Origin of the sequence: Streptomyces sp. NPDC012935 (assembly GCF_042900345.1) — a bacterium.
GTDB lineage: Bacteria > Actinomycetota > Actinomycetes > Streptomycetales > Streptomycetaceae > Streptomyces.
Genome location: NZ_JBIBBC010000001.1, coordinates 555522 through 582129, shown reverse-complemented (window position 1 = coordinate 582129; position 26608 = coordinate 555522). Strand labels below are relative to the sequence as shown.

Here is a 26608-nt window from a genome sequence, read left to right as displayed (position 1 = left end):
CGAAGGGGAAGCCATGACAGCGACGACCGACGGAAGCACCGGGGCACTGCCACCCCGGGCCGCCGCGGCCAGCGACACCGACAGCGAAACCCCCGTGGCGGCCGGGGTCCACGAAGCCGCCGTACGCGCCGTCCGGCGCGCCACCGACTTCCTGCTGGCGAAGCAGGACGCCCAGGGCTGGTGGAAGGGCGACCTCGAGACGAACGTCACCATGGACGCCGAGGACCTGCTGCTCCGTCAGTTCCTGGGCATCCGCGACGAGAAGACCACGCAGGCCGCCGCGCTCTTCATCCGGGGCGAGCAGCGCGAGGACGGCACCTGGGGCACCTTCTACGGCGCGCCCGGCGAACTCTCCGCGACCATCGAGGCCTACGTCGCCCTCCGCCTGGCCGGCGACGCGCCCGACGCCCCGCACATGGCGAAGGCCTCCGCCTGGATCCGCGAGCAGGGCGGCATCGCCGCCGCGCGCGTGTTCACCCGGATCTGGCTGGCCCTGTTCGGCTGGTGGAAGTGGGAGGACCTGCCCGAACTCCCGCCGGAGCTCATCTACTTCCCCAAGTGGGTCCCGCTCAACATCTACGACTTCGGCTGCTGGGCACGGCAGACCATCGTCCCGCTGACGATCGTCTCCGCGAAGCGCCCGGTACGGCCCGCGCCGTTCCCGCTCGACGAACTGCACACCGATCCGGCCCGCCCCAATCCGCCCAAGCCCCTTGCGCCGACGGCCAGTTGGGACGGCGCTTTCCAGCGACTCGACAAGGCGCTGCACCAGCTGCGCAAGGTCGCCCCGCGCAAGCTGCGCAGAGCAGCAATGAACAGCGCCGCCCGCTGGATCATCGAGCGGCAGGAGAACGACGGCTGCTGGGGAGGCATCCAGCCGCCGGCGGTGTACTCGATCATCGCCCTGCACCTGATGGGATACGACCTCCAACACCCCGTGATGCGCGAGGGATTGGCGTCGCTGGACCGCTTCGCCGTCTGGCGCGAGGACGGCGCCCGCATGGTCGAGGCCTGCCAGTCGCCGGTCTGGGACACCTGCCTCGCGACCATCGCGCTGGTCGACGCGGGTGTGCCCGCCGACCATCCGCAGCTCGTCAGGGCCGCCGACTGGATGCTGGGCGAGGAGATCGTCCGGCCCGGCGACTGGGCGGTCAAGCGTCCCCAACTGCCGCCGGGCGGCTGGGCGTTCGAGTTCCACAACGACAACTACCCCGACATCGACGACACCGCCGAGGTGGTCCTCGCGCTGCGCCGGGTCAGGCACCACGACCCGGAGCGGATGGAGCGGGCGATCGGCCGCGGGGTGCGCTGGAACCTCGGGATGCAGTCGAGGAACGGGGCGTGGGGCGCCTTCGACGTCGACAACACCAGCCCGTTTCCCAACCGGCTGCCGTTCTGCGACTTCGGTGAGGTCATCGACCCACCGTCGGCGGACGTCACCGCGCACGTGGTGGAGATGCTCGCCGTCGAGGGCCTCGCCCACGACCCCCGCACCCGGCGCGGCATCCAGTGGCTGCTCGCCGAGCAGGAGCCGGACGGCTCGTGGTTCGGGCGCTGGGGCGTGAACTACGTCTACGGCACCGGATCCGTCGTACCCGCCCTGGTGGCCGCCGGCTTCCCGGGCTCGCACCCGGCGATCCGCCGCGCGGTGAGCTGGCTGGAGTCAGTCCAGAACGACGACGGCGGCTGGGGCGAGGACCTGCGCTCCTACAGGTACGTCAAGGAGTGGAGCGGCAAGGGCGCCTCCACGGCCTCACAGACCGCGTGGGCGCTGATGGCGCTGCTGGCGGCGGGGGAGAAGGACTCCAAGGCCGTCGAGCGCGGCGTCGAGTGGCTCGCGGCGACCCAGCGCGAGGACGGCTCCTGGGACGAGCCGTACTTCACCGGCACCGGATTCCCCTGGGACTTCTCGATCAACTACCACCTCTATCGTCAGGTCTTCCCGCTCACCGCACTCGGCCGGTACGTCCACGGAGAGCCCTTCGCCGAGAAGGCCGAGCCATCCTTGGCCGAGGCCAAGGTGCGCTGATGAGCCCACAGCCCGCCCCGGCCCCGCTGCTGATCGCCTGCGCGCTCGGCATCGAGCACTTCGCGCTGCGCACGAGCGACCGTGGCGGTGCCGGCGGGCCGGTCACCGTGCTGCGGACCGGCATGGGCCCCCGGGCGGCCGAGCGCTCCGTCACCCGGATTCTGGGCGACCCGGCACTCAGCGGTGCCGCCGTGCTCGCCACTGGGTTCTGCGCGGGGCTCGCTCCCGGCATGCACCCCGGCGACCTGGTCGTCGCCGAGGAGACCCGGGATCCGGGTGGAACCATTCCGTGTGTCAGGACCGACCTACTCGTCAAAGAGCTCGCGCGGGCCGTCCCCGGCCGCACCGTCCACACCGGACCTCTCACCGGCTCCGATCACATCATCCGTGGTCAGGAACGGTCCGATCTGCTCTCGACCGGCGCAATCGCGGTCGACATGGAATCGGCGGCCACGCTCCTGAGCGCCGTGCGCGCGGGCGATCGCCCGGTTGCGGCCGTCCGGGTGGTCGTGGACGCTCCAGAACATGAACTCGTCCGGATCGGCACGTTGCGCGGTGGAATATCAGCGTTCCGCGTCCTTCGTTCCGTTCTACCCGCATTCTTTGAATGGCACCGTTCCTTGCTGCTCCCCAGGAGGTGAGCCAGATGGCCATGCCGCTGCGTCAGTCCATCAAGGTCGCTACTTATTTGGCCGAACAAAAGCTCCGCCGACGGGACAAGTTTCCGCTGATCGTCGAGCTGGAACCGCTCTTCGCCTGCAACCTCAAGTGCGAGGGCTGCGGCAAGATCCAGCACCCGGCCGGAGTACTCAAGCAGCGCATGCCGGTGGCCCAGGCCGTGGGTGCGGTGCTCGAATCCGGTGCGCCGATGGTGTCCATCGCCGGCGGTGAGCCCCTGATGCATCCGCAGATCGACGAGATCGTGCGGCAGCTGGTGGCCAAGCGGAAGTACGTCTTCCTGTGCACGAACGCTCTGCTGATGCGCAAGAAGATGGACAAGTTCAAGCCCTCGCCCTACTTCGCCTTCGCCGTACACATCGACGGCCTGCGCGAACGCCACGACGAGTCCGTGGCGAAGGAGGGCGTGTTCGACGAGGCCGTGGAGGCGATCAAGGAGGCCAAACGGCGCGGCTTCCGGGTCACCACCAACTCGACCTTCTTCAACACCGACACCCCGCAGACCATCATCGAGGTGCTCAACTTCCTCAACGACGACCTCAAGGTCGACGAGATGATGATCTCGCCCGCCTACGCCTACGAGAAGGCCCCCGACCAGGAGCATTTCCTCGGCGTCGAGCAGACCCGCGAGCTGTTCAAGAAGGCCTTCGCGGGCGGCAACCGCAGGAAGTGGCGGCTGAACCACTCGCCGCTGTTCCTCGACTTCCTCGAGGGCAAGGTCGACTTCCCGTGCACCGCGTGGGCGATCCCGAACTACTCGCTGTTCGGCTGGCAGCGCCCCTGCTATCTGATGAGCGACGGGTACGTCCCGACGTACCGCGAGCTGATCGAGGAGACCGACTGGGACAAGTACGGCCGCGGCAAGGACCCGCGCTGCGCCAACTGCATGGCGCACTGCGGCTACGAGCCCACCGCCGTCCTCGCCACCATGGGCTCGCTCAAGGAGTCGCTGCGCGCCATGCGCGAGACGGTCTCCGGAAACCGGGAGTGACGCGATGACCGCCATCTCCTTGGGCGTCCCCGAGGTACCCATCCGGCCGATCGCCGAGCGGCGTGTGTCGCGGCAGATCCAGGTCGGCCCGGTGGCGGTCGGGGGCGGTGCCCCTGTGTCGGTGCAGTCGATGACGACGACGCGTACGTCGGACATCGGTGCCACTCTCCAGCAGATCGCGGAGCTCACGGCCTCCGGCTGCCAGATCGTGCGCGTGGCCTGCCCGACGCAGGACGACGCGGACGCCCTCGCGACGATCGCCCGCAAGTCGCAGATCCCGGTGATCGCGGACATCCACTTCCAGCCGAAGTACGTCTTCGCGGCGATCGAGGCCGGCTGCGCGGCGGTCCGCGTGAACCCCGGCAACATCAAGCAGTTCGACGACAAGGTCAAGGAGATCGCGGGGGCGGCCAGGGACCACGGCACGCCCATCCGCATCGGCGTCAACGCGGGATCGCTCGACAAGCGGCTGCTGCAGAAGTACGGCAAGGCGACACCGGAGGCCCTGGTCGAGTCGGCCCTGTGGGAGGCGTCGCTCTTCGAGGAGCACGACTTCCGGGACATCAAGATCTCGGTCAAGCACAACGACCCGGTCGTGATGGTCGAGGCGTACCGTCAGCTGGCCGCGCAGTGCGACTATCCGCTGCACCTCGGTGTGACCGAGGCGGGCCCGGCGTTCCAGGGCACGATCAAGTCGGCCGTGGCCTTCGGGGCGCTGCTGTCCCAGGGCATTGGCGACACCATCCGGGTCTCCTTGTCGGCTCCGCCGGTCGAGGAGGTCAAGGTGGGCATCCAGATCCTGGAGTCGCTGAACCTCAGGCAGCGGCGGCTGGAGATCGTCTCCTGTCCGTCGTGCGGGCGTGCGCAGGTCGACGTCTACAAGCTGGCCGACGAGGTCACGGCGGGCCTGGAGGGCATGGAGGTGCCGTTGCGTGTCGCCGTCATGGGGTGCGTGGTGAACGGCCCCGGTGAGGCGCGGGAGGCGGATCTGGGGGTCGCCTCCGGCAACGGCAAGGGTCAGATCTTCGTGAAGGGCGAGGTCATCAAGACCGTCCCCGAGTCCAAGATCGTCGAGACCCTGATCGACGAGGCGATGAAGATCGCCGAACAGTTGGAGCAGGACGGAGCCGCCACGGGCGCCTCCATCGTCACGGGGAAACCAGAAGTGACTGTGAGCTGAAGCAAGGCACGGACCGAGAGGGGGCCCGAGCGTGACGATTCTGGAGAGCATCCGGGGACCACGTGACCTGAAGGCGCTGTCCGAGGCGGAACTCGGTGAACTGTCCGACGAGATCAGGGAGTTCCTGGTGCACGCGGTCGCCAGGACCGGTGGACATCTCGGGCCCAATCTGGGGGTGGTGGAACTCTCCATCGCGCTCCACCGGGTCTTCGAGTCGCCGGTCGACCGCATCGTCTGGGACACCGGTCACCAGAGCTATGTGCACAAGCTTTTGACGGGACGTCAGGACTTCTCCAAGCTACGCGGCAAAGGCGGTCTGTCCGGCTACCCGTCGCGCGAGGAGTCCGAGCACGACATCGTCGAGAACAGCCATGCCTCCACAGCGCTCGGCTGGGCCGACGGGCTCGCCAAGGCACGCGACGTGCAGGGCGAGAAAGGGCACGTCGTCGCGGTGATCGGCGACGGGGCGCTGACCGGCGGGATGGCCTGGGAGGCGCTCAACAACATCGCGGCCGCCAAGGACCGGCCCCTGATCATCGTCGTCAACGACAACGAGCGCTCCTACGCTCCCACCATAGGGGGCCTCGCCAACCACCTGGCCACCCTGCGCACGACCGACAGCTACGAGAGGGTCCTGGCCTGGGGCAAGGACGTACTGCTGCGGACACCGCTGGTGGGCCACACGGTCTATGAGTCGCTGCACGGCGCGAAGAAGGGCTTCAAGGACGCCTTCGCGCCGCAGGGCATGTTCGAGGACCTGGGTCTGAAGTACGTCGGCCCGATCGACGGGCACGACATCGGCGCCGTCGAGTCCGCGCTGCGGCGGGCCAAGCGCTTCCACGGGCCCGTGCTGATCCACTGCCTCACGGAGAAGGGGCGGGGCTATGAACCGGCCCTCGCCCATGAGGAGGACCACTTCCACACCGTCGGCGTCATGGACCCGCTGACGTGCGAGCCGCTCGCGCCGTCCAGCGGACCGTCCTGGACGTCGGTGTTCGGTGACGAGATCGTGCGGATCGGCGAGGAGCGCGAGGACGTCGTGGCGATCACGGCGGCCATGCTGCATCCCGTCGGGCTCGGCAGGTTCGCGGAGCGGTTCCCGGACCGGGTCTGGGACGTCGGGATCGCCGAGCAGCATGCGGCGGTGTCGGCGGCGGGGCTCGCGACGGGCGGGCTGCATCCGGTCGTCGCCGTCTACGCCACGTTCCTGAACCGCGCCTTCGACCAGCTGCTGATGGACGTTGCGCTGCACGGGTGCGGGGTGACCTTCGTGCTGGACCGGGCCGGTGTCACGGGCGCCGACGGGCCCTCCCACAACGGCATGTGGGACATGTCGATCCTCCAGGTCGTGCCCGGCCTCAGGATCGCCGCGCCGCGCGACGCCGACCAGCTTCGGGCGCAGCTGCGGGAGGCGGTGGCCGTCGACGACGCGCCCACGCTGGTGCGGTTCCCCAAGGAGTCGGTCGGACCGTCGATCACGGCGGTGGACCGGGTGGGTGGCCTGGACGTGCTGCACCGGGACGCGGGCGAGCCTGAGGTCCTGCTCGTCGCCGTCGGCGTGATGGCGCCGGTGTGCCTGCAGGCCGCCGAGCTGCTCCAGGCACGCGGCATCAACTGCACCGTCGTCGACCCGCGTTGGGTCAAGCCGGTCGACCCCGCACTCGCGCCCCTGGCCGCCGAACACCGGCTGGTGGCCGTCGTCGAGGACAACAGCCGCTCGTCCGGAGTCGGCTCCGCCGTGGCGCTCGCGCTGGGCGACGCCGAAGTCGACGTACCCGTACGGCGGTTCGGCATCCCGGAGCAGTTCCTCGCGCACGCCAAGCGGGGCGAGGTGCTCGCCGACATCGGGCTCACGCCCGTGGAGGTCGCCGGACGGATCAGCGCCAGCCTCGCCCTCAAGGAGGCCGAGGGCGGCCATGAGGGTCCTGCCGTCGTGCCGGCCAAGAAGAAAGCACCCAAGGACAAGGCCCTCAAGGACAAGGCCCTCAAGGAGAAAGTACTCAAGGAGAAAGCCGAATGACCACGGAGTTCGACCTCGGCCATCTCCTCGCCGAGCGCGGAGCCGAGCGCTACGAGCTGCACACCAGGCACCTCAACCACCAGCTCCCGCGCATGCTGCACACCATCGGCTTCGACAAGGTCTACGAGCGGGCCGAGGGCGCCTACTTCTGGGACGCGGACGGCGACGACTACCTCGACATGCTCGCGGGGTTCGGGGTGATGGGCCTGGGGCGCCACCATCCCGTCGTCCGCAAGGCGCTGCACGACGTCCTCGACGCCCAGCTCGCCGACCTCACCCGTTTCGACTGCCAGCCGCTGCCCGGGCTGCTGGCCGAGAAGCTGCTCGCGCACAGCCCGCACCTGGACCGGGTCTTCTTCGGCAACAGCGGTACGGAGGCGGTGGAGACCGCACTGAAGTTCGCGCGGTTCGTCACCGGCAAGCCCAGGATCCTGTACTGCGACCACGCCTTCCACGGGCTGACCACCGGCTCCCTGTCCGTCAACGGCGAGTCCGGCTTCCGGGACGGCTTCGCCCCGCTGCTGCCCGACACGGCCGTACCGCTCGGTGATCTCGACGCACTGGCAAGGGAGTTGAAGAGAGGCGATGTCGCCGCCCTGATCGTCGAGCCGATCCAGGGCAAGGGCGTCCACGAGACCCCGCCCGGCTATCTGCGGGCCGCCCAGGAACTGCTGCACAAGCACAAGGCGCTGCTCATCGCCGACGAGGTGCAGACGGGGCTGGGCCGCACCGGGGACTTCTACGCCTACCAGCACGAGGACGGTGTGGAGCCGGACCTGGTGTGTGTGGCCAAGGCGCTCTCCGGCGGCTATGTGCCGGTCGGCGCCACCCTCGGCAGGGACTGGATCTTCAAGAAGGTCTACTCGTCCATGGACCGCGTGCTGGTCCACTCGGCGAGTTTCGGGTCCAACGCACAGGCCATGGCCGCCGGGCTCGCCGTGCTGTCCGTCATCGAGGACGAGCAGATCGTCGCGAACGCGCGGGCGACCGGGGAGCAGCTGAGGTCCCGGCTCGCGGCACTGACCGACAAGTACGAGCTGCTCGCCGATGTCCGCGGCCGGGGCCTGATGGTCGGCATCGAGTTCGGCAGGCCCGACTCGCTGAAGCTGCGGAGCCGTTGGACCATGCTGCAGGCGGCGCGCAAGGGCCTGTTCGCGCAGATGGTCGTCGTGCCGTTGCTGCGGCGGCACCGGATCCTCACCCAGGTCTCCGGGGACCACCTGGAGGTGATCAAGCTGATCCCGCCGCTGATCATCGGCGAGCGGGAGGTGGACCGGTTCGTCGATGCCTTCACGGACGTGATGGATGATGCCCACAGTGGGGGCGGGCTGATGTGGGACTTCGGCAAGACGCTGATCAAGCAGGCGGTCGCCAACCGCTGACGGCCGGAGCCCGCGCTTTTGCCTCTGAGGCAATAAATTTGCCGCAGAGGCAAGTGTCCGGCTGAATGGAGAGCATGAGCTCTCCCGAGACCGAGCCAGAACCCGAGACCGCGCCCGAGCCAGGACCCGAGACCGCGCCCGAGCCGGGACTCGGGGCCGAGGCCGGCGCAACCGGGCTGGTCGATGCCCTGCCCGCCGTCGCGCCCCAGCTCCGCGCGCTGCGCCGCCGTGCTTCCCTCACCCTGGAGGCCGCGGCACGCTCTGCCGGGCTGTCGCCCGCCCATCTGTCCCGTCTGGAGACCGGGCAGCGCCAGCCCTCGCTGCCGATGCTGCTCGCGCTCGCACGTATCTACGGTACGACCGTCTCCGAGCTGCTCGGCGAGACGGTCGCCGACCGGGATGCCGTGGTGCGTGCCGCCGACATGGAGCCGACCGCGGCCGGCGGCTGGACGTACTGGCAGGCGGGCGCGTCCGGGCGTGGGATGCAGGCCCTGCGCGTGCACGTGCCGTACGGCTCGCAGGGCGACATCGTGCGCGTGCATCCCGGCGAGGAGTGGCTGCACGTCCTCAAGGGGCGGCTGCGGCTGCGCCTCGGGGATGCCACACACCGGCTCGCGCCCGGTGACAGTGCCCACTTCGACTCGCTCACCCCGCACCGGATGGCCGCCCTGGATCAGGGCGGGGTCGAGCTCCTGTTCGTCCACACCCTGCTGCAGAGCCCCACGGCCACGCTGTGCCTGGGCCCCACCCCTGGAGAGACGCCATGAGCAACATGGAAGAGAAGTTCCCGCGGGCCCTGTGGGTGCGGCTCATCATCTACATCGCGGTGGGGCACGTCTTCGCGGCGTTCATCTACCTGCTGTTCGAGATGGGCGCGCAGAAGTAGCCCGGCGGGGCCCGCCCGGCGTGGACGCTCAGGCGGGCGCGCCGCAGGCCGCTCGGCGTCAGTCGAGCAGCCGCTCCCGCAGCCGCTCCCGGGTCTCCGGGGTGAGCCCCAGGCCCTGCTCCAGGTATGTGTCCACGCCGCCCCATGCGTCGTCGATCGTGTCGAAGGCCGCTGTCAGATACTCGGCCCGCGCGTCGAACAGGGGGCTGAGCAGCTCCATGACCTCGGGCGAGTAGGTCGAGGCGTCGCTGCCGCTGCGGCGCACCTTGTAGCGGCGGTGCTTGGCGTTCGACTCCAGGTAGTCGGCGAGGATCGCCTCGCGCTCGACGCCGAGGGCGAGCAGCGTCACGGCGATGGACAGGCCGGCGCGGTCCTTGCCGGCCGCGCAGTGCATTAGGGCGGGGACGCTGTCCTGCGCGAGGGAGTGCAGCACCTGCGAGTGCTCGGCGGTGCGCTCCTTGATGATCATGCGGTAGGAGGCGATCATCCGGCCGGCGCCCTTGCCGTCGGCCAGGATCTCTCGGAGCTGGTCGAGGTTGCCGTCCCGGACCATCTTCCAGAACTCGGCGCCGTCCGCGGGGTCGGACAGCGGCAGGTTCACATTGCGCACGCCCCGCAGCTCCACATCGGCGCCTTCGAGCTTCTGGTCGGCTGCGTTGCGGAAGTCGAAGATCGTGTGCAGTCCCAGGGTGTTGAGGAAGGCCGCGTCGTCCTCGGTCGCGTGCGCGAGGTGGCCGCTGCGGAACAGAACCCCGTGCCGCACCCGCCGTCCGTCCACGGTCGGCAGTCCGCCCACATCACGAAAGTTGCGAACTCCGGCCAGCTCGGGCTCGGTCGACGGGATCTGCTGCGTCACGGGGGCTCCTCCCAGTCGGCCCCGTCGACGCGGCTCGGCGATGCGGCCGACGGGGTGCGCTCTCGACGATACGACATGGCTTCCTGGGCCAATGAGTTGTCCACAGGCGTTGCCTCCGGGCCGCGCGCCTCTTGATGATGTTGGTACTTGGTGACACCTGTTCGGATCTGTTTCGGGTCTGATTCGGATCGGCGAGGGCTTGATGCTGGAGATCTCCGACAACGGCCGTACGTGGGTCCTCTCCGGGCCGACCAGCAGCTACGCCGTCCATCTGACGGACGCCGAGGAGCTCCTGCACCTCCACCGGGGCCGCGCCTCGACCTCGCCGACGCCGAGGCCCTCGCCGTACGCCCACTGCCGGAGTACTGGCCCTTCGAGTCCCCGCTCGACGGCCGCGAGGAGTGCCCGGTCGAGGGCGGCCTCCGCTTCGTGCGGCCCGCCCTCTCCGTGCGCACCGACGGGCGGCGTGGCACCGAGCGGGGTTTCGACGGTACGAGGCCGAGGGTGACGAGCTGCGGTTGCGCTTCCGTGACGGCGGGCTGAACCGCACCCTGCACTACCGGATGCGCACAGACGTCGTGGAGCGCTGGGCGACCACGGACCGGTCGTGGAGCTGCTGCGCGCCGACTCGGCCGCCTGGACGCTGCGCGACCGGGAGGGGTGGCGGTTGTCGCAGCCGCACGGCCGATGGGGCGCCGAGTCCCGGCTTGCGCCGGCCCACTCACCTGCGGCGAGAAGTCATCGGCAGCCGCCTTGGACACGCCGGGCCTCGGCACCTGCCCTGGATCGCGCTCGACACGGACGCCACCGAGGAGCGCGGCGAGGTCTACGGCTGCGCTCTCGGCTGGTCGGGGTCCTGGCGTATCGCCGTGGCACAACTTCCCGACGCGCGCGTGCAGATCACCGGCAGTGCCGGATACGACGATTCGGGCCTCCTGCGTCTCGCGGCGGGGAGTCCTTCACCGCGCCCGTCTTCGCCGGCCTGTGGAGCGACGCCGGCTTCGGCGGGGCCAGCCGCGCCTGGCATGCGTACCAGCGCGCATACGTGATCCCGGACGCGGACCAGGACCGGCCGGTGCTGTTCAATCGCTGTTCAACCCCTGGGGGGGGCGACGGGGTTCGACCCCTCCGAGGAGCAGCAGAGCCTGCTCGCGCGGCGGGCCGTGGCCATCGGCGTCTGGACGCCCAACCCAGGCCGCTTCCCGTCCGGGCTCAAGCCCCTCGCCGAGTACGTGCACGCACTCGGCATGCAGTTCGGCATCTGGGTCGAACCGGAAATGGTCAATGCGGACAGTGAGTTGTATAGAGCCCAGACCGAGTGGGTTCGGCATCAAACATGACGAAAGCGGACGGAACTCCGCAATCGAGTGGGTGACGCTCTGCAAGGAGATCAGTTCCGTCGTGCAGTGGGGCGACCTCCACCTGGCTCCAGGCGCAGCGCTACGGCGAACCCGCCCTGGCGCTGCGGCTGCGCGCTCTCGACCCGACAGCGGCGTATGAATGCCTTGAAACGGGCGAAAGTCTCCGATGGTCCGTATTGGTGCATCGCGGACAACGCCCCGGCCTGCGAGGGAACCTTGATGCGACGGTTGTCCGCCTGCGTCGTATCCAGGTGTTCTGTCCGAATTGGCGTCTTCATTCCAACTCGCTCTGGAGCAAAGGGAGCTGGAGAAGTGTCACGTGAGGAGCGTCATATTCGTGACGGTGCGTCGCTCGTCATGTTCACGTAATTCACGTGCTTTTCGAGGGGTTTTGAGTCCGGCGATGCCCTGATAATTCACGGAGTGTGACCGGTAATTCCCACGAGGGATCAACAGGAACGCATTCGGACGGAACCCCTCACTTGTTCCCGTGCGTCTTCCTCGCTTACGTTCCACACCAATCCGGACGGACGCCTAATCCTGCCGCCGACCGGATCCCGCGCTAACTCACCCGTACCCGGCAGGAGCGGGGGACCCACAGGTACAACCGCCTGTTCCGGTCTCCGGAACGGCTTGGGGTCAAGTCGCGTCCCGACGCGACCGGGCATCTCCAGCCCGCACCCGACAGCTCACCTCGCAGGCGCCGGAGAGGAATTCGCCATGCCCGCGAAGGGTAAGCATCGCCGCCCGAAGTCCCTGCGCTTCACCCGCTCCATCGCCGTCGCCGGAACCGGTGGCGCCGCTCTCGCTCTCCCGCTCATCGGGGCCACCGGCGCCCACGCCGCTCCCTCTCAGTCCGTTTCGGAAAAGGCCGTTCAGTCTGCTCCGGCCGCCGAGAAGAAGGCCGAGAAGAAGGCCTCCGACAAGAAGGCGGACGCGCGGACCTATTCGGTCAAGGTCGGCGACTACCTTGCGAAGATCGCCGACGACCAGAACGTCAGCGGCGGCTGGAAGAAGCTCTACGCCGACAACCGCGAGGCCGTCGGCGCGGACCCGGCGCTGATCCACCCGGGTCTGAAGCTCACCATCGGCGGCCAGAAGGCCGAGACGAGCGCCCCCAAGTCGTCGTCCGCGCCCTCGTCCTCCTCCGCGCCTTCGAAGTCGTCCTCGGACACCACCGCCTCGAAGTCCTCCGCCTCGAAGTCCTCCGCGAGCAAGTCCGCCGCGTCGAAGACCACCACGACCGCCCAGAGCGCCGGGAACACCAGTGCTTCCAGCGGCTTCTCCGCCCCCCTCGACGGCGCCACCCTCGGCACCGCCTACAAGGTGGCGGGCAGCATGTGGTCCAGCGGCTACCACACCGGTGTCGACTTCTCCGCCCCCACCGGCACCCCCCTGAAGGCGGTCGGTGCGGGCACCGTCGTCTCGGCGGGCTGGGGCGGCGCGTACGGCAACCAGGTCGTCATCCAGCTCGCCGACGGCCACTACGCCCAGTACGCCCACCTGTCCTCGCTGTCCGTCTCCAGCGGCCAGTCCGTGACGGCGGGCCAGCAGATCGGGCTCTCCGGCGCGACCGGCAACGTCACCGGCCCGCACCTCCACTTCGAGATCCGTACCACCCCGGACTACGGCTCGGACCTGGACCCGGTCGCGTACCTCCGCTCCAAGGGCGTCTCCATCGGCTGACGCCTGACACGAACCCACTGCCTGACACGCTGCCGAAGGCCGGACCCCGATCCCCGGGTCCGGCCTTCGGTGTGCGCGCACACGGCTGTGTGACGGTTGCGCCCACAACACCCCCGATCAGAGGGTTATTCCACGTTTGGTGAACCCTTTAGGAGTGGCTTATATCACCGCTCGTCAACCCCGTCCTACGGTCGCGTAGGTCACATTCGAAGGTGAATCATGGGCCGACGTGGCAGACGATTCGAAGAGTGACAGCAGATCAGTGATCGGGTCGTACGTTGCGGTGGGGGACAGCTTCACCGAGGGCGTCGGCGACCCCGGCCCCGACGGGGCGTTCGTCGGCTGGGCCGACCGCTTCGCGGTCCTGCTCGCGGACCGACGACCCGAGGGCGACTTCAACTACACGAACCTCGCCGTGCGCGGCAAACTGCTCGACCAGATCGTCGAGGACCAGCTCCCGAAGGCCGTCGAACTGGCCCCGGACCTGGTCTCGTTCTGCGCGGGCGGCAACGACATCATCCGGCCCGGCACCGATCCCGACGAGGTCGCCGAGCGCTTCGAGCGGGCGATCGCCCGGCTCACCTCCGAGGTCGGCACCGTCCTGGTGACGACCGGGTTCGACACCCGTGGCGTGCCCGTGCTGAGACATCTGCGCGGCAAGATCGCCACGTACAACGGTCATGTGCGGGCCATCGCCGACCGGTACGGATGTCCGGTGCTCGACCTGTGGTCCCTGAAGACCGTTCAGGACCGGCGGGCCTGGGACCACGACCGGCTCCACCTGTCTCCCGAGGGCCACACGCGCGTGGCGCTGCGCGCGGGCCAGGTCCTCGGCCTGGAGGTCCCGGCCGACCCGGACCAGCCCTGGCCGCCGCTGCCGCCCCGCGGCACCCTCGACATCCGCCGCGACGACGTCCAATGGGCCCGTGACTACCTGGTGCCCTGGATCGGGCGGCGCCTGCGGGGCGAGTCGTCGGGAGACCACGTCACGGCCAAGGGCGCGCTGTCCCCGGGCGACATCAAGATGCGGATCGAATCGGTGGCTTGAGGGCGGTTCGCGAGCGACGTCCGATCGGGTTCGCGGGTGACGTGTACGTGTGGGCCGTACCGATGAGTGATCGGTACGGCCCACACGTGCGCCGACGTCAGCGCGCCGACGCCGTCAACTCCGCCCGCTCCAGCCCAAGTTCCCGGGCGAGCGCCTCGTCCACCCACTCCTGGGCACGCGCGCGTGAGACCGCGCCGCGGTACGACGTCATCTGCACGGCGAGCCCGTCGAGGAGGGCCGTCAGGCGCAGGGCCGCGCCCATGGGGTCCGGACAGTGGAACTCGTCCGCGGCCACGCCCTCCGCGATGACCTCGGCGAGGGCCGCCTTCCACTGCCGGTCGAGGTCCCGCGTGACCTCCTGCAGCGCGGGTTCGCGCAGCGCCGCCGCCCAGCCCTCGATCCACAGCCGCCAGCCCTTGGCCTGGCCGGTCGGCGCGTACCAGCGCACGGCCGCCCGCAGCCGGCGCAGCGCCGTCGTGCGACGCCCGAGTACCCGTCGCAGACGGGCCAGATCGCCCTGGGCGGCGTGCGTGAACGCGGCCGCGACCAGTTTCTCCTTCGTGGCGAAGTGATAGAGCACCAGCGCGTTGCTCACCCCGAGCGCCGCGGCCACGTCGGCGATCCTGACCGCCGCCACGCCCCGCGCCTCTATCTGCTCCACGGCGGCACGCAGCAACTCCTCACGCCGCTGCGCCACGCTCAATCGCACTCTTGCCACTCGGCCACCCTAAAGCCTTCGCCGCAGGCCGTTCCCGGGCCGGGCTCGAGTGGGGTCCGGGTCCTTCGCCGTCAGCGGAGTTCGCCGAAACGCTCGGCGATCACCGGCAGCCGGTCCTCCGCGATGGCGTGCGCAGCGGCCCGGGGGGTCGTCCCGTCGGTCTCGGCGCGGGCCAGGGTGAGGTCGGTCAGGGCGCGCATCGAGCGCCGCGTGTGGGTGAACACCTCGTCCGCGTCCGGGCCGACGTCGCCGAACATCGTCCACCACCACCAGGCGTTCGTGGCCGAGTTGACCACGACGTCCGGCAGCACGGTGACGCCCCGCGCAGCCAGCATTTCCTCCGCTTGAGGCCGTACGGGCATGTTGGCCGCCTCGGCGATCCAGCGGGCGGTGATCCGCCCCTGGTTGGCGGCGTCGATCACGTAGGAGACCGCTGCCGGAACCAGTACCTCCGTCTCGGCCGACAGCCAGGCGTCGCCCGGCAGTTCGCGGTCACCGGGCCGCAGCGCTGCCCGGTCGACCGTGCCGTACGCGTCCCGTGCCGCCAGCAGGGCCTCGATGTCGAGGCCCGCCGGGTTGGCGATCGTCCCCTTGATGTCGGCGACGGCCACGACGGTGAGCCCCGCACGCGTGAGGAACCGCGCCGTGGCCCCGCCCATGGTCCCGAACCCCTGCACGGCGGCGCGCGTCCTCCAGTACGGCACACCGGCCCGGTCCAGGGCGGTGAGCACCGCCTCGGCGACCCCGCACCCGCCGACCAGCTCGTCGAGCCCGATGCCGTCCACCTCGACCGCGAACGCGTCCGCGAGCCGGCTGCGGGCACCGGCCTCGTCGTCGAGCAGCGGATACACGGCCTGGACGGACGAGACGAGCCCTGCCTCGGCGGCGGCCCGGTCGACCACGTCCTGGGAGAGTCCGAGGTCCTCGCCCGTGGTCCAGTGGTTCTCGATGTAGGGCCGCATGGTCCGCAGATAGCGCACGAGGAGCCCGTACGCCTCCGGATCGCGGGGATCGCAGTCGATGCCGCCCTTGGCCCCGCCCAGGGGGATGTACCTGGCCTCGGGGTCGTAGTGCAGGGCTTCCTTCATGCTCATGCCGCGGGCGAGCCCGGTGACCTCGTCGAGCGTGCAGCCCGGCCGCATGCGCAGCCCGCCGCTGGACACGCCCCGCACCAGCCGGTCGACGACCAGGAAGCCCTGGCGGCCGGTTACGTGGTCGGTCCAGGTGAGCGACAGCAAGGGCGTGGTCATGAGGTCTCCGGGGTGGGGAGGGGAGGGCGAGCGATGGCCGCGTGCCGCGCGCGGCTACTGAACGATGGGTCAGTATCCGAGGATGGGTGAGGACATGTCAATGTGAAGTGGCCGGGATTAGGGCCGGGGGCGTCCGGGGTTGTCGGAGGGGCCGACCATAATGGAATTTCTCACCGACTCCACCTGGAGGTACCGTGGCCGGTTTCCGTTTCCCGAGCTCCGGGCTGCGTGCCCTGCGGCCCGAGGCCTTCGGCGTGGATCCGAGCGGTGAGCGCATGGCGCGCATCCGCAGATCGCCGCACTTCCGGGACGGGGTCTTCCAGAACCCCGGGGGCACCGCGCGGACCAGACCTTCCGGATCGATGCTGGAGTTCGCCAAGGTCTTCTTCGACCGGGACACCCGGCCCCACCGGGTCCCGAAGAGCACCGTGCCGGTGCACCCCACCACGTACGCCGACCTGGCGAAACCGCCCGCCGGCGGGCTGCGCATGACGTGGATGGGGCACTCCAGCGTCCTCGCGGAGATCGACGGCCACCGGGTGCTCTTCGACCCCGTGTGGGGCGAGCGCTGCTCCCCCTTCCCCTTCGCCGGGCCCAAGCGGCTGCACCCCGTGCCGCTGCCGCTCGCCCAGCTCGGCCCTGTCGATGTCGTCGTCATCTCCCACGACCACTACGACCACCTCGACCTGCCCACGATCAAGGCACTGGTCGGCACGGACACGCTCTTCGCCGTACCGCTCGGCGTCGGCGCCCACCTCGAGCACTGGGGCGTCTCGGCCGACCGGGTGCGCGAGCTGGACTGGCACGAGACGACGAAGGTGGGTGGACTCAGCCTGACGGCCACCCCCGCCCGCCACTTCTGCGGCCGGGGGCTGCGCAACACCCAGCACACGCTCTGGGCGTCCTGGGTCGTCGCCTCCGACGAGCACCGGATCTACCACAGCGGGGACACCGGCTACTTCGACGGCTTCAAGGACATCGGCGCCGAGCACGGCCCGTTCGACGCGACGATGATCCAGATCGGCGCCTACTCGGACTTCTGGCCCGACATCCACATGACGCCGGACGAGGGCGTCCGCGCCCACCTCGACCTTCAGGGCGGGGACCCGGCCGCGGGCGTCATGCTGCCGATCCACTGGGGCACGTTCAACCTGGCGCCGCATGCGTGGGCGGAGCCGGGGGAGTGGACGATGCGGGCCACCCACAAGGCAGGGGTCACGATGGCGGCTCCGCGCTGCGGCGAGCCCTTCGAGCCTGCCTCGATGCCGCCCCTGAAGCCGTGGTGGCGTGAAGTGGCCGAGACGCCTGCCGGGGGGTGGCCGACGTGGCCGCCGGTCGCGTCGGGGCCGGACGGGGCTGCGGTCGTCTAGCGAGGCTTCCTGTACGGGGTCGGTCGCCCCATTGCCGCGCTCACCTCTTGCAGTGCCTGTCGTGTGCCGCGCCCGCCTCTTTGCGGCGCCCAGCCTGTGCAGCGCCCGCCGCAGTGCAGGGCGCCGCAGTGGCGACCGGCACTGGGCGCGTAGGCAATCGATGGCTCCGTGCGCCCTTGCGGGAGGCTTTGTGCGGGGCGTGCGTGAGTGCGGCGGGGCGCCCGCGGGGCTTTGCGCGCCGCTACGGCCCGTAACGCTTTGGGGGGCGGAGGGCGCGCGTTCGGGGTGCTGAATCGTCCCGGCCAGGGCGGGCGAGGACGTGCGAACCAGGAGTCGGCACGGCGTGCGGCGTACGGAGTGCCCCGCGGCTCGACTTTTCATGGTGACCACTTCTGACCAGGTCTGATCGTTCGATTTCTGCTTGTGGGCGAACGGTGGGGCGGGTTATCGGTCTGTCGTACGAGCCCTCATACCAGAGCGGGACGCTGCCTGCGGGACTTTGTCAACTGCCCACCGCACTTGATGCGGAGGCGACTACTGTCAGTGTCCGTCGGGCGACGCGGAGCCGAATTCGTCGGTTCTGTCGACCGACATCGCGATGGCGCACGCCCCGGGCCGCGCAGACCGCGCGCATCCCAGGCCCCGACCGACGGACCAGTACGAGGACCCCGATGTCTCATCTCCGCGCCCCGGCCGCGCGCGCTGACCGCCGTGAGGGCGGGCGGCACGGGCGCCCGGCCGCCCGCACCGCAACCGCGCTGCCCGAGACCCACATACGGCCCCAACTGCTGCGTCTGGCCGTGCTGCCGCCGGTCGCGGTGACCCTCAGCGCCTTCGCGGCCGTGCTGTTCGTCGTGCGGTCCACCGGAGTACGGCCGAGCCTGACCCTGTGGGGCGTGCTCGCCGGCGCGGTGTCGGTGACCCTGGCGGGCATCCTGATCGCCGCGGTGGCGGCCAACCGCACCGCCAGGTCCGTGAGCGACCGCATCGGCGCACTACGCCGCAGGAGCGCGCGCGGTGAGGCCGATCTGCGTGCCCTCGTCGAGACCCTGCGGCGTGGCGAGGCGCCGCCGAAGCGCAGGCAGCGCAGCGGTCCGCCCGACGGCGCCGACGACTTCGAACTGCTCGCCGCCGATCTGGCCCGCGCCCAGGACGGGGCCGTCACCGCCGTCGTCCAGGCCTCCCAGCTCTCCAGCCAGGCGGGCAGCGAACAAAAGCTAGAGGTCTTCGTCAACCTGGCCCGGCGTCTTCAGTCGCTCGTACACCGCGAGATCTCCATCCTCGACGAGCTGGAGAACGAGATGGAGGACCCCGATCTGCTCAAGGGCCTCTTCCACGTGGACCACCTCGCCACCCGCATCCGCCGCCACGCCGAGAACCTCGCCGTACTCGGCGGCGCCGTCTCCCGCCGGCAGTGGAGCAACCCGGTCTCCATGACCGAGGTGCTGCGGTCCGCCATCGCCGAGGTGGAGCAGTACTCGCGGGTCAAGCTCGTGCCGCCCGTCGACGGCACCCTGCGGGGGCACGCCGTCGCCGACGTCATCCATCTGCTGGCCGAACTGGTCGAGAACGCCACGGTGTTCTCGGCGCCGCACACCCAAGTGCTGCTCCGCGCCAACCTCGTGACCTCGGGGCTGGCCGTCGAGGTCGAGGACCGCGGGCTCGGCATGCCGGTCGGCGAGCAGCACCGGATGAACGCCCTGCTCGCCGATCCCGACCAGGTCAATGTCGCCAGCCTGCTGGCGGACGGGCGCATCGGGCTGTTCGTCGTCTCGCAGCTCGCCAAGCGGCACGGCATCCATGTGCGCCTCCAGACCAACATCTACGGCGGTGTCCAGGCCGTAATCGTCGTGCCGCAAGGGCTGTTGGGTGCGGAACCGGCGGCTCGCGCAGGCGCGGAAGGCACGCAGGAGCCGCACAGGGCGGCGGGCACGCCCGTACCACCGCACGCCCCGTCGCCGACCCGCCCGCAGCAGCCGCGTGCACCGCAGACGCCGCCGCCACCGCAGCACTACGGGCAGCATGCGTCGGCCGCGTCGGAGGGCGGGCAGCGAGGTGCGTCCGAGGCGTCAACGGGCGCGCCGCGCCGGCAGCAGCCGCAGGCCGCCGGGATGGGCGCGGCCACCGGAGGAAACGGCACCGGACCGGCGCCGCTGCCCGTGCGCGGCGCCCACGAGGAGCGGGCCAACCCGGCGGAGGCCCTGCCCGGCATCAGGCCCGACGATCGTGGCCGTGTCGAGGAGAACACCGCCGCACCGCTGGCCCCGCGCACCGGCACCGTCCGCGGCACCATGGGCAAGCCCCAACTGCCCCGGCGCCGCGCCCAGGAACACATCGCCCCGCAACTGCGTGACGGCCCCGCACCGCGTCAGGAGTCCGACCAGCTGGCCGGGCACGACCCGGGGCTGATGGCGGCCTTCCAGCGAGGTGTCGGGCTCGCGGAGACTCAGCAGCACATGGAGTCGGCACACGGGGAGTCGCTGCACACGGAGTCGGCACACATGGAGTCGGCACACACCGCCACCACGCAGGGGACCGCTTCCGCCTACACATCATCGCCGCACCAGGGCTCCGACATCACGTCGACCGACCCGGATCCCACAGGCTTGGCCCACACGTCTCCCGAGCCCATCCGCCTGGAGTCCGTGCGCCCGGTGCCGATCCGCCTGGAGCCGACGAGCCTCGACACGGGACGCCCGCAGCCCACACCCCTGCGGCCGACGGCCCTGGATGGGCTGCACCCAGACGTGACCCCCATGACCACCCGTCCCTCCATGGACGTATCGCCCATGGACCCGGCCCACACCACCGAGAGGCAGCCCGGGTCCGAGCCCGGCGCCGACCACACCCCCTGGCACGACGGGAGCGCACCAGCCGGATGACCACGTTCATGACCAGTTCGACGTCCGCCTGGAAGTCCACCCCCACCCCCAGCGCTCCCGCTGACCTTCGTACCTCAAGGAGTCGATCCATCATGGCGAGCGAAGCGCAGACCGCCCATGTGTCCGATCTCGACTGGCTGATGAGCGGCCTCGTGCAGCGCGTACCGCACACCACCAGTGCGGTCCTCCTCTCCTGCGACGGGCTCGTGAAGTCGGTTCACGGCCTCGACCCGGACAGCGCGGACCACATGGCCGCCCTGGCCTCCGGCCTGTACTCCCTCGGCCGGAGCGCCGGCGTCCGCTTCGGCGACGGCGGAGAGGTGCGCCAGGTCGTCGTCGAACTCGACTCGACCCTGCTCTTCGTCACCACGGCCGGCTCCGGCACCTGTCTTGCGGTGCTGGCCGGCCGCGAGGCCGACGCGGCCGTGCTGGGCTACGAGATGGCGATGCTCGTCAAGAGCGTCCGCCCCTACCTGGTCACCGCTCCCCGGCAGCACTCTGTCGAACCCTCGGCGCTGAGGCCTTGAACATGACGGCGGCCGGCGACGGGCCCTGGCTCGACGACGCGGCCGGACGGCTGGTGCGCCCTTTCACGGTCAGCAACGGCCGCACCCGGCCCACCGTCGCGCTCGACCTCATGTCGCAGGTCATGGCCACCGGGGCGACCCCCCTCGGCTACCTGGGCCCCGAGCACGAGCAGGCGCTCGACCTGTGCCGCGGCCCGGTGTCGGTCGCCGAGGTCGCCGCCCATCTGAAGCTGCCGGCGGTGGTCACCAAGGTGCTGCTGTCGGACCTCGTCGACTGCGGGGCGGTCACCACCAAGCCCCCCGAGTTCCACCACAACCCGACTGACCGGGCCCTTCTGGAGGCAGTGCTCGATGGACTACGACGACAGCTCTGATCCCTTCCCCACCGCGCTGAAGATCTTGGTGGCGGGAGGGTTCGGGGTAGGCAAGACGACATTCGTCGGCGCGGTGAGCGAGATCGCGCCGCTCAGTACGGAGGAGCTGCTCACCACGGTCAGCGCCGCGACCGACAGCCTCGAAGGGATCGAGAACAAGGTCGAGACGACGGTGGCCATGGACTTCGGCCGCATCACGCTCGATCCGGAACACGTCCTGTACCTGTTCGGCACGCCCGGACAGGAGCGGTTCTGGTTCATGTGGGACGAACTCTCCGAGGGTGCGCTCGGCGCGGTCATCCTCGCCGACACCCGGCGACTGGAGGAATGCTTTGCCGCCGTCGACTTCTTCGAACAGCGGGGCCTCGGATTCATCGTCGCGATCAACGAGTTCGACGGCGGCTACCGGTACGACCCGGAGGAGGTCCGAGCCGCGATCGACCTCGACCCCCAGGTTCCCGTCGTCCGTTGCGACGCGCGGATCTCCAGCTCCGGCGTCCAGACGCTGCTGACCCTGGTCCGGCACCTCATCGCTCACGCGCCGGCACCTGCGCCGAGCCACGGCGCCCACATGTGACATCCGCACACACCAGCACGGAGCCGCATATGACGTACGCCCACAGCGACGGAATCCGCCCATGAGCCACGGCCCACCGCACCCGGTCGCTCGCCTGCTGCTCACCCCCGAGGACAAGGAGGCCCCCGCCCGCACGCAGCGGCTGCTTCGCATGGGCCTGGGGGAACACCCCGATCCGGCCCTCGACGTCTTCGCGGACCATCTGGCCGAGCTCACCGGGGCGCCGTACGCCATGGTCAACTTCATCGGCGAGAACCGTCAGTTCTTCGCCGGCCTGCATGTGCGCCACGCCGTGAACCTCGCCCGCGCCAACGACAGCAAGCCCCAGCTGGGCCGCCATATGGAGCGCGACCATGGGTTCTGCCCCCATGTGGTCGTCCGACGCAAGGCGCTGGTCCTGGAGGACGTCTGCGACTATCCGCGGTTCGCCGGGAACCCGATCGTGGACGAGTTCGGCATCCGCTCCTATCTGGGCGCACCGCTCATCGACAGCACGGGGATGGTGATCGGCACTGTGTGCGTCGTCGACGTGGAGCCGCGGCCGTGGGGGAGAGCGGGACTGGAGACCATCAAGGCGTCGGCGGCGGACCTGGTCACCCGGCTGGAGCGGCGGGAGGCCGACGGGCTTCCCCTGCTGTGACTGCTCCGGGCCCGGGAGCGGCGGCTAGAAGCCGCGCCACACGTTGTCGAACGCTGCGTCCTCGATCGCCCGCCGTTGCCGTACGGCCTCCAGCTCCACGACCGCGTTGCCAGCGGCGGCGAGGACGGTCGTGACCGTCTCGTCGGTGAGGTCGTCCGGGCCGTCGTCCGGCATGTCGTGCAACCCGGCGGCGGCAGCCAGCGCCGCCAGGACGGGCTCGCCCGACGTCCAGCGCTCCTCGGCCTGCTGCCGGGCCGCCGAGTCGACCGGCACCGACCGCCCGGCCCGCAGCGAGATGCGGTGGGCCCGCGGCCGGGCGGTGAGCCCCATGCTCTCCAGATCCGCGACATAGGCCGAGGACAGTCCGCGCCCCCGGCGCCACAGCCAGTCCTCGACCGACTCGTAGGGCTCCTGCCGTACGAGTGACGAGGCGGCCTCGTCCAGCAGCCGGTCGCCCGTCGGAGCCTGCGCGCTCGGCGTGATGCGTTCGTCGTCGAGGACGAGGGCCCCGGCCTCGATGAGGTCGAAGACTTCGGCCGCCGCGAGCGCGAGCGACAGTTCGCCCTGCCCCACGGGGCGGTCGGGCGCCATGTCCAGCGCGACGATCGCGAGGTCACGTGCGGTGTTCATGAGCGACTCCAAGTCAGTCGGCCGACTACGGGGCGGGAGCACCGGGACCGGGACCGACAGCGGCGGCGGTCCGGGCCCTACCTCGATTGTCGCCGCCCAGAGCGCTTGAGGGGGCGCGAGTGCAGGGCGTGAAGGAAAGCTGTGACGCTGCTTAAGAAATCCTCGATGGACCGGGGCGCCGCCGTACGGCAGATTGCTAGGCGATTCCACCCCCCCTCCCCGGCCGCGGGCGCCTTCGGCATGCCCGCAGCCGGGACTCACCGTCAGGAGCCGTTGCGTGAAGGCGCTGGTCAAGGAGAAGGCGGAGCCCGGACTGTGGCTCGCGGACGTCCCGGAGCCGGCCGTCGGACCGGGCGACGTACTGATCAAGGTGCTGCGCACCGGCATCTGCGGCACCGACCTGCACATCCGGTCCTGGGACGGCTGGGCGCAGCAGGCGATCCGCACCCCGCTCGTGCTCGGGCACGAGTTCGTCGGCGAGGTCGTCGAGACGGGCCGCGACGTCACCGACATCGCCCTCGGCGACCGGGTCAGCGGTGAGGGCCATCTGGTGTGCGGCAAGTGCCGCAACTGCCTGGCCGGCCGCCGTCATCTGTGCCGGGCCACCGTCGGCCTCGGTGTCGGACGCGACGGCGCCTTCGCCGAGTACGTCGCCCTGCCCGCCGCCAACGTGTGGGTGCACCGCGCACCGGTCGACCTCGACGTGGCCGCGATCTTCGACCCGTTCGGCAACGCTGTGCACACCGCGCTGTCGTTCCCGCTGGTCGGCGAGGACGTCCTGATCACCGGAGCGGGCCCCATCGGGCTGATGGCGGCGGCCGTGGCCCGGCACGCGGGCGCCCGCAATGTCGTGATCACCGACGTGAGCGAGGAACGGCTGGAGCTGGCCCGCAAGGTGGGCGTGAGCCTCGCGCTGAACGTGTCCGAGGCGAGCATCGCCGACGGACAGCGCGAACTCGGGCTGCGCGAGGGCTTCGACATCGGCCTGGAGATGTCCGGGCGGCCCGAGGCCATGCGCGACATGATCGCCAACATGACGCACGGCGGCCGTATCGCCATGCTCGGCCTGCCGGCGCAGGAGTTCCCGGTCGACTGGGCCCGCATCGTCACCTCGATGATCACTGTCAAGGGCATCTACGGCCGTGAGATGTTCGAGACCTGGTACGCGATGTCGGTGCTCCTGGAAGGCGGCCTCGACCTTGCCCCCGTGATCACCGGCCGTTACGGCTACCGCGACTTCGAGGCGGCGTTCGCCGACGCGGCGAGCGGCCGTGGCGGCAAGGTCATCCTCGACTGGACCGCGTAAGCCACCCGCGTAAGTCATCTGCTTTTCTAGGAGCTTTGAGATGTTCGACTCCGTGCGCGACGACCTGCGCGCCACCCTCGACGAGATCCGCGCCGCCGGGCTGCACAAGCCCGAGCGCGTCATCGACACCCCGCAGTCCGCGACCGTGAACGTCGCCGCGGGCGGCCGTCCCGGCGAGGTCCTCAACTTCTGCGCCAACAACTACCTCGGCCTCGCCGACCACCCCGAGGTGATCGCCGCCGCCCACGAGGCCCTCGACCGCTGGGGCTACGGCATGGCCTCGGTGCGCTTCATCTGCGGCACGCAGGAGGTGCACAAGGAACTGGAGGCAAGGCTCTCCGCGTTCCTCGGCCAGGAGGACACGATCCTGTACTCCTCCTGCTTCGACGCCAACGGCGGTGTGTTCGAGACGATCCTCGGCCCGGAGGACGCGGTGATCTCCGACGCCCTCAACCACGCGTCGATCATCGACGGCATCCGGCTGTCCAAGGCCCGCCGCTTCCGGTACGCCAACCGCGATCTGGCCGACCTCGAGCGGCAGTTGAAGGATGCGTCGGACGCCCGTCGCCGGCTGATCGTCACCGACGGCGTCTTCTCCATGGACGGCTATGTGGCCCCGCTGCGCGAGATCTGCGACCTCGCCGACCGCTACGACGCCATGGTCATGGTCGACGACTCGCACGCCGTCGGCTTCGTCGGCCCCGGTGGCCGCGGCACCCCCGAGCTGCACGGCGTCATGGACCGCGTCGACATCATCACCGGCACCCTCGGCAAGGCCCTCGGCGGCGCGTCCGGCGGCTATGTCGCGGCCCGCGCCGAGATCGTCGCCCTGCTGCGCCAGCGCTCCCGCCCGTACCTCTTCTCCAACACCCTGGCCCCGGTGATCGCGGCCGCCTCCCTCAAGGTCCTCGACCTGCTGGAGTCGGCGGACGACCTGCGGGTCCGGCTGGCCGAGAACACCGCACTGTTCCGCCGCCGGATGACCGAGGAGGGCTTCGAGATCCTCCCCGGCGACCACGCCATCGCGCCCGTGATGATCGGCGACGCGTCCAAGGCCGGCCGGCTGGCGGAGCTGCTGCTGGAACGCGGCGTGTACGTGATCGGCTTCTCGTACCCGGTCGTGCCCCAGGGTCAGGCCCGCATCCGCGTCCAGCTGTCCGCCGCGCACTCGACGGACGACGTCAATCGTGCCGTCGACGCCTTCGTCGCGGCCCGGGCGGAACTGGAAGGCTGACGTCCGGCCCACTCCGGACCTTGCGATAATCGATCTCATGATCGAAGCGCGGCGGCTCCACATTCTCCGTGCGGTGGCCGACCACCGCACCGTGACGGCGGCTGCCGCCGCGCTGTATCTCACGCCCTCCGCGGTCTCCCAGCAGCTCGCGGCCCTGGAGCAGGAGACGGGTCACCGTCTGGTGGAGCGCGGCGCGAAGGGCGTACGGCTGACCCCGGCCGGTGAGATCCTGCTCAGCCACACCAACGCCGTCCTCGCCCAGCTGGAGCGGGCGGAGGCCGAGCTCGCGGCGTACAGCTCGGGCGCGGCCGGTACGGTCACGGTCGCCTCCTTCGCGACCGGCATCGCCCTGGTCGTCGCGCCCGCGGTGGCCCGTCTCGCCGGGACGTCCCCCGGCATCCGCATCCGCGTCCAGGACGCGGAGGGCGACGCCAGCCTGCCGATGGTGCTGGACCGGCAAGTCGACATCGCGGTGGCCGTCGAGTACCGGGGGGCGCCGCCCGCCGACGACCCCCGCCTCGCGCACGTACCCCTGTACGCCGAGCCCTTCGACGCGGTCGTCCCGGTGAGTCACCGGTTGGCCGACGCGGCCGAGGTCCCCCTCGCCGAGCTGGCGAAGGACTCGTGGATCGGCCAGTACCCCGGCAACCCGTGCCACGACGTGGTCGTCCTGGCCTGCGAGAACGCCGGTTTCCAGCCCCGCCTCGAACACTCCTCGGACGACTTCCGCGCGGTCGTCGCCCTCGCCTCGGCCGACGCCGGCGTGGCGCTCGTACCGCGCTCGGCGCTGCGTGGCATGGACCTCGCGGGGGTCGTCGTACGCCCCGTGGACGGCGTGGCGCCCACGCGCCGGGTGTTCGCGGCAGTGCGCCGGGGCGCGGAGGAGCACCCACTGATCAGGCCGGTGCTGGACGCGCTCGGGGACGTGGCGGGGGAGTGAGGCTCCCGTAACGCCGTCGTTTCATATCTGGGATAGCGTACCG

The 26608-nt window shown here is 70.4% G+C and carries 23 protein-coding genes, 1 pseudogene and 1 riboswitch; of the genes and pseudogenes, 20 read left to right on the top strand and 4 right to left on the bottom strand.

The genetic code is table 11. The features are described from left to right. Positions 1–13: 13 nt before the first annotated feature. The 8 genes from shc (at position 14) to ACFY5C_RS02515 (ending at position 9166) form a co-directional block, all read left to right on the top strand. Positions 14–2029, top strand: coding sequence for a squalene--hopene cyclase (shc, locus tag ACFY5C_RS02550; protein WP_389439571.1), 2016 nt, complete (start codon positions 14–16; stop codon positions 2027–2029). After that, positions 2029–2670, top strand: a complete 642-nt coding sequence (locus ACFY5C_RS02545; protein ID WP_389439569.1) for a 1-hydroxy-2-methyl-2-butenyl 4-diphosphate reductase — start codon at positions 2029–2031, stop codon at positions 2668–2670. Before shc ends, ACFY5C_RS02545 begins: the two co-directional genes overlap by 1 nt. 5 nt (positions 2671–2675) lie before the next feature. After that, the gene (gene hpnH / locus ACFY5C_RS02540; protein WP_328877905.1) at positions 2676–3698 is read left to right on the top strand and encodes an adenosyl-hopene transferase HpnH; all 1023 of its coding nucleotides are present in this window, start codon (positions 2676–2678) and stop codon (positions 3696–3698) included. Between the two features lie 4 nt (positions 3699–3702). After that, on the top strand, positions 3703–4878 hold the full coding sequence (ispG, locus tag ACFY5C_RS02535; protein ID WP_389439567.1) for a flavodoxin-dependent (E)-4-hydroxy-3-methylbut-2-enyl-diphosphate synthase: 1176 nt from the start codon (positions 3703–3705) through the stop codon (positions 4876–4878). A 31-nt stretch (positions 4879–4909) separates the two neighbouring features. Continuing rightward, positions 4910–6898 carry a 1-deoxy-D-xylulose-5-phosphate synthase gene (gene dxs, locus ACFY5C_RS02530; RefSeq protein ID WP_389439565.1) on the top strand — a complete coding sequence of 663 codons (1989 nt, stop codon included), beginning with the start codon at positions 4910–4912 and terminating at the stop codon, positions 6896–6898. Beyond that, a complete protein-coding gene (locus tag ACFY5C_RS02525) occupies positions 6895–8280 on the top strand; it encodes an aspartate aminotransferase family protein (RefSeq protein WP_389439563.1) in 1386 nt (461 codons plus the stop codon). The genes dxs and ACFY5C_RS02525 overlap by 4 nt, the downstream gene beginning before the upstream one ends. A 74-nt stretch (positions 8281–8354) precedes the next feature. Next, positions 8355–9047 (top strand): helix-turn-helix domain-containing protein, encoded by a 693-nt coding sequence (locus ACFY5C_RS02520; RefSeq protein WP_389439561.1) that lies wholly within the window; start codon positions 8355–8357, stop codon positions 9045–9047. Continuing rightward, positions 9044–9166: a DUF6126 family protein gene (locus ACFY5C_RS02515; protein ID WP_369274764.1), complete on the top strand. Its 123-nt coding sequence runs from the start codon at positions 9044–9046 to the stop codon at positions 9164–9166. Before ACFY5C_RS02520 ends, ACFY5C_RS02515 begins: the two co-directional genes overlap by 4 nt. A 58-nt stretch (positions 9167–9224) precedes the next feature. On the opposite strand, the gene ACFY5C_RS02510 is transcribed toward ACFY5C_RS02515, so the two are convergent. Next, on the bottom strand, positions 9225–10022 hold the full coding sequence (locus ACFY5C_RS02510) for a tyrosine-protein phosphatase (RefSeq protein ID WP_389439559.1): 798 nt from the start codon (positions 10020–10022) through the stop codon (positions 9225–9227). 202 nt (positions 10023–10224) lie between these two features. On the opposite strand from ACFY5C_RS02510, the pseudogene ACFY5C_RS02505 reads away from it, so the two are divergent. The 3 genes and pseudogenes from ACFY5C_RS02505 to ACFY5C_RS02495 form a co-directional block, all read left to right on the top strand. Beyond that, a pseudogene (locus tag ACFY5C_RS02505) lies at positions 10225–11631 on the top strand (glycoside hydrolase family 36 N-terminal domain-containing protein); the annotation flags it as partial. Positions 11632–11941: 310 nt separating this feature from the next. After that, a riboswitch (cyclic di-AMP (ydaO/yuaA leader) is annotated at positions 11942–12099 on the top strand. A 4-nt stretch (positions 12100–12103) separates the two neighbouring features. Next, entirely contained in the window at positions 12104–13069 is a 966-nt protein-coding gene (locus ACFY5C_RS02500) for a LysM peptidoglycan-binding domain-containing M23 family metallopeptidase (RefSeq protein ID WP_389439557.1), read from the top strand. Positions 13070–13331: 262 nt separating this feature from the next. Further along, complete coding sequence (locus ACFY5C_RS02495) at positions 13332–14117, top strand: SGNH/GDSL hydrolase family protein (protein ID WP_389440660.1); 786 nt, start codon at positions 13332–13334, stop codon at positions 14115–14117. A gap of 97 nt (positions 14118–14214) precedes the next feature. Here ACFY5C_RS02495 and ACFY5C_RS02490 read toward each other — a convergent pair whose 3' ends face one another. Both ACFY5C_RS02490 and ACFY5C_RS02485 read right to left on the bottom strand, forming a co-directional pair. Next, positions 14215–14835 carry a TetR/AcrR family transcriptional regulator gene (locus ACFY5C_RS02490; protein WP_389439555.1) on the bottom strand — a complete coding sequence of 207 codons (621 nt, stop codon included), beginning with the start codon at positions 14833–14835 and terminating at the stop codon, positions 14215–14217. A 71-nt stretch (positions 14836–14906) separates the two neighbouring features. After that, a complete protein-coding gene (locus tag ACFY5C_RS02485) occupies positions 14907–16085 on the bottom strand; it encodes a Glu/Leu/Phe/Val dehydrogenase dimerization domain-containing protein (RefSeq protein WP_389439553.1) in 1179 nt (392 codons plus the stop codon). Positions 16086–16279: 194 nt separating this feature from the next. On the opposite strand from ACFY5C_RS02485, the gene ACFY5C_RS02480 reads away from it, so the two are divergent. The 6 genes from ACFY5C_RS02480 (at position 16280) to ACFY5C_RS02455 (ending at position 22455) form a co-directional block, all read left to right on the top strand. Beyond that, positions 16280–17455 (top strand): MBL fold metallo-hydrolase, encoded by a 1176-nt coding sequence (locus ACFY5C_RS02480; protein WP_389439551.1) that lies wholly within the window; start codon positions 16280–16282, stop codon positions 17453–17455. A gap of 671 nt (positions 17456–18126) precedes the next feature. Next, complete coding sequence (locus ACFY5C_RS02475; protein WP_389439549.1) at positions 18127–20337, top strand: ATP-binding protein; 2211 nt, start codon at positions 18127–18129, stop codon at positions 20335–20337. A 92-nt stretch (positions 20338–20429) separates the two neighbouring features. Then, positions 20430–20864, top strand: a complete 435-nt coding sequence (locus ACFY5C_RS02470) for a roadblock/LC7 domain-containing protein (RefSeq protein WP_328877892.1) — start codon at positions 20430–20432, stop codon at positions 20862–20864. A 2-nt stretch (positions 20865–20866) separates the two neighbouring features. Continuing rightward, positions 20867–21238, top strand: a complete 372-nt coding sequence (locus ACFY5C_RS02465) for a DUF742 domain-containing protein (protein ID WP_389439547.1) — start codon at positions 20867–20869, stop codon at positions 21236–21238. Beyond that, positions 21216–21815: an ATP/GTP-binding protein gene (locus tag ACFY5C_RS02460; RefSeq protein ID WP_328420849.1), complete on the top strand. Its 600-nt coding sequence runs from the start codon at positions 21216–21218 to the stop codon at positions 21813–21815. Before ACFY5C_RS02465 ends, ACFY5C_RS02460 begins: the two co-directional genes overlap by 23 nt. 61 nt (positions 21816–21876) lie before the next feature. Next, positions 21877–22455, top strand: coding sequence for a GAF domain-containing protein (locus tag ACFY5C_RS02455; protein ID WP_389439545.1), 579 nt, complete (start codon positions 21877–21879; stop codon positions 22453–22455). 24 nt (positions 22456–22479) lie between these two features. Here ACFY5C_RS02455 and ACFY5C_RS02450 read toward each other — a convergent pair whose 3' ends face one another. Then, the gene (locus ACFY5C_RS02450) at positions 22480–23085 is read right to left on the bottom strand and encodes a GPP34 family phosphoprotein (protein WP_389439543.1); all 606 of its coding nucleotides are present in this window, start codon (positions 23083–23085) and stop codon (positions 22480–22482) included. A 277-nt stretch (positions 23086–23362) separates the two neighbouring features. Between ACFY5C_RS02450 and tdh the strand changes: the two genes are divergently transcribed. From tdh to ACFY5C_RS02435, 3 genes are read left to right on the top strand one after another with little or no spacing between them, the layout of a single operon-like run. Then, the gene (tdh, locus tag ACFY5C_RS02445) at positions 23363–24391 is read left to right on the top strand and encodes an L-threonine 3-dehydrogenase (protein ID WP_389439541.1); all 1029 of its coding nucleotides are present in this window, start codon (positions 23363–23365) and stop codon (positions 24389–24391) included. A 40-nt stretch (positions 24392–24431) separates the two neighbouring features. Continuing rightward, complete coding sequence (locus tag ACFY5C_RS02440; protein ID WP_389439539.1) at positions 24432–25625, top strand: glycine C-acetyltransferase; 1194 nt, start codon at positions 24432–24434, stop codon at positions 25623–25625. A gap of 37 nt (positions 25626–25662) precedes the next feature. After that, on the top strand, positions 25663–26565 hold the full coding sequence (locus tag ACFY5C_RS02435; RefSeq protein WP_389439537.1) for a LysR family transcriptional regulator: 903 nt from the start codon (positions 25663–25665) through the stop codon (positions 26563–26565). The last annotated feature ends 43 nt before the right edge of the window (positions 26566–26608 follow it).